Below are 2,864 nucleotides of genomic sequence, written 5' to 3' on the forward strand. Positions count from 1 at the left end.
AAGGTTGAAGGTTGAAGGTTGAAGGTTGAAGGTTGAAGGTTGAAGGTTGAAGGTTGAAGGTTGAAGGTTGAAGGTTGAAGGTTGAAGGTTGAAGGTTGAAGGTTGAAGGTTGAAGGTTGAAGGTTGAATAAAAAATATGCCAGTTAACTGTTGCTTGACTTATAGCATTTTTGGCGTTGCTAATTGATTTTTGATTTAGCGATCACTAACTTGAAGTTATACCTGAATTCAGCAACGCCCATCGCTTTTGCTATCAATTAAGTTTCACATCTCAAATTCGAATTATATATTATAGCTAGTCAACGGATAGCTAGTCAACGGGGTGCAACTTGTTTTCCTTCCTGAATTTGCTCAGTGGGATGCAAGATGACTATTTCTCCTTCTCGAAGTCCTTGTTGAATCACTGCTTCAAGATTACTGCGCTGACTAATTATAATCTGACGTTTCTTCGCTTGGTTGTTTTCCACCACAAACGTACACCAAGTCTGGAAGTTGGAGCGCTGGATACTCCCTTGATGATCTGAAAATTGGTTACTTCCCTGTGTTCCCCCTGTTGCAGACACGGACAAATCATCCCTATTTTGTGCAATCGGGTCCAAGGAGCTATTTTGTTGTGAGTCGCAGCGGAAAATGGCACTTAAGGGAACGACTAGCACATCTGAGCTTTCCCAAACTACAATCCGTGTTTCTACTCGGTAGCGATCACCTAAAGGAATTGGGGAATCTACAAAATTAGCGATCGCATTCACTCGCTGTTCTTCTACCCCAAGAGCTGAAATTTTGGTAAAACCTGAGGGTTCGACGTACTTCACCTGAGCGTTTAGGGTGCGCTCTCCCCCCCAATGTTCAATGAACATTTTTGCTCCTGGCTTGACTTTGACCGCATCAGTAGAAAGCAAATCAACGACAATCTCTAGGTCGGCAGGATTTCCTAGTTCCAACAGGGGAGTTCCGGCTTCTACATATCGAGCACTTTCTTCTAGGACTCGTAGGACATAACCATCAATTGGGGAATGAATTTCGGCACGGGCTGCTTCATCGGCTAGCTTGGCAAGTTCAGCTTGAACACTGGCAATGCGAGCATTGTAGACATCAAGTAAATAGTCAGGGTCTCTCTGTTCGGCTTGGAGAATGGCACGGGCTTCTTTGGCTGCTACTACTTCAGCGGCCACACTGTCCACTTCCCGTCGTGCTGCTTCTAATTCCCTCTGGCAGGTAGTTTCTAACAATTGAGCTGTTTCGAGGTCTTTACGAGAGATTGCGCCATCAATGTATAACTGTTGGGAGCGTTGGCGATCGCGTTTTGCTTGCTCTAGTGCTGCTAATGCTTGCTGGACCCGAGCTTGAGCTTCTTGCTGTTGGGCTGCTGCTGACCGGATCCGGGCTTGAGCCTGGAATAAAGCTTCTGGTTTTGGTCGCTTGGTTGCTACCCCATCACGCTCTGCTTGCCATTGCCTTAGCCGTGCTTGAGCTTCTCGGACGTCTGCATCTAGAGGAAGGCGGTCAATTTGGGCAATTATTGCCCCTTGTTTAATTTTATCTCCTTCATCTAGTTTAATCCTCGCCAGCCGACCGGCAACAGGAGCTGAAACTACGAAGCGGGAGCGGATACGGGTCTTTCCCTCTCCATCCACTGTTACTTGCAAACTACTGCGTTTAACTTCGGCTAGATCAACCCGAATCGGTGCAGGACGAAATGCTAGGACAACTACTGTGATGATGCCAACTCCAACCATAAGGTAAGTTAGCCGTTGAGGAAGGTGCTTCATGAAGTGTCTAAAATCGCGGAATTGATTTTGCGATCGCAACAGTATTTAATTACTACTATTTAATTACTACTATTTAATTACTGCTATTACTTTTTTACTGTTCCATAGCTTGTGTTAGTTACGGGTGCATCTCCTAAAAGCTGTTTGACCTGATGGTGCGTTACGGGGCGGGCTGTTTCAACCAGGAACGAAGAGGCGGAAAATCAGGGCTAGCCCGCCCCTAACGCACCCTACGCAACATTTCTAAAAGTGAGATGCACCCTTAGTTACAACATGCAAACTAAGCTGAATACAAAGGAATCAGCAGGCTCCGCACTGATGTAACTATCACCATGTTGATGCTTATTCCCTGGTTTTCAAAACAGCGATTAAGTCCAGACGATTCAGCTTTCTGCGGATAATTAACCCAGAACATAATGCTGCTACTATTACGATAACAAATGTAAAAGCATAGGTATCTTTAGTAATAATTAAGGGAAAACGGTAAAGTTCAGAATTATAGGCAACAGACATTAAAGCAGCTAAACCGTATCCGAGTCCAAAACCAATTGGAAGGGCGAGTAGGGTAAGAATAACTTGTTCACCTAGGAGAATAAAGGCAATTTCAGCACGAGTGAATCCCATAATCCTGAGACTGGCTAATTCTCGTCCTCTTTCTGATAGGGCAATCCGTGCTGAGTTATAGACTACGCTGAAGGTAATAATGCAGGCAAAAATTACTAGTACTGCTGTGAAGACTCGCAGAAGTTTAGCACTAATTTCCTCAAAGCTTTCTAGGTTGGCTTCACGGGTGGCAATACCGGTAATGGCCGGTAGACGTTTGAGGCGATAGTAAAGCTGACTAGCAAGGTGAGGATCAACGGAGAGGTAAGCACCAGAAATAGTTTGTCCTTCTCGCATCAGTCGGTTGAGGGCATGGATATCCATATATGCTGAGACACCGAAGAGTTCATCCACCAAGCCGACTACAGGAACTTGACGCACGGGACGGCTTCCTTCCAGGACTTCCACGGTTAGGGTATCTCCAGCAGTAACACCTAGGATTTCGGCTAGTTTGGTAGTCATGACAACTCCGTCTGGGGGTAGATGCACGGA

Annotated in this window: 2 protein-coding genes; both read right to left on the minus strand. The window is 45.5% G+C overall.

Annotated features, from left to right (window positions below):
* Positions 1–314 precede the first annotated feature (314 nt).
* Positions 315–1,769 carry an efflux RND transporter periplasmic adaptor subunit gene (locus F6K20_RS32480; RefSeq protein WP_008189577.1) on the minus strand — a complete coding sequence of 485 codons (1,455 nt, stop codon included), beginning with the start codon at positions 1,767–1,769 and terminating at the stop codon, positions 315–317.
* Positions 1,770–2,111: 342 nt separating this feature from the next.
* Positions 2,112–2,864: ABC transporter permease (locus tag F6K20_RS32485; RefSeq protein ID WP_287297522.1), on the minus strand; the 753-nt coding region annotated here is incomplete at its 5' end.

The organism is Moorena sp. SIO2C4 (assembly GCF_010672485.1).
Classification (GTDB): Bacteria; Cyanobacteriota; Cyanobacteriia; order Cyanobacteriales; family Coleofasciculaceae; genus Moorena; species Moorena producens.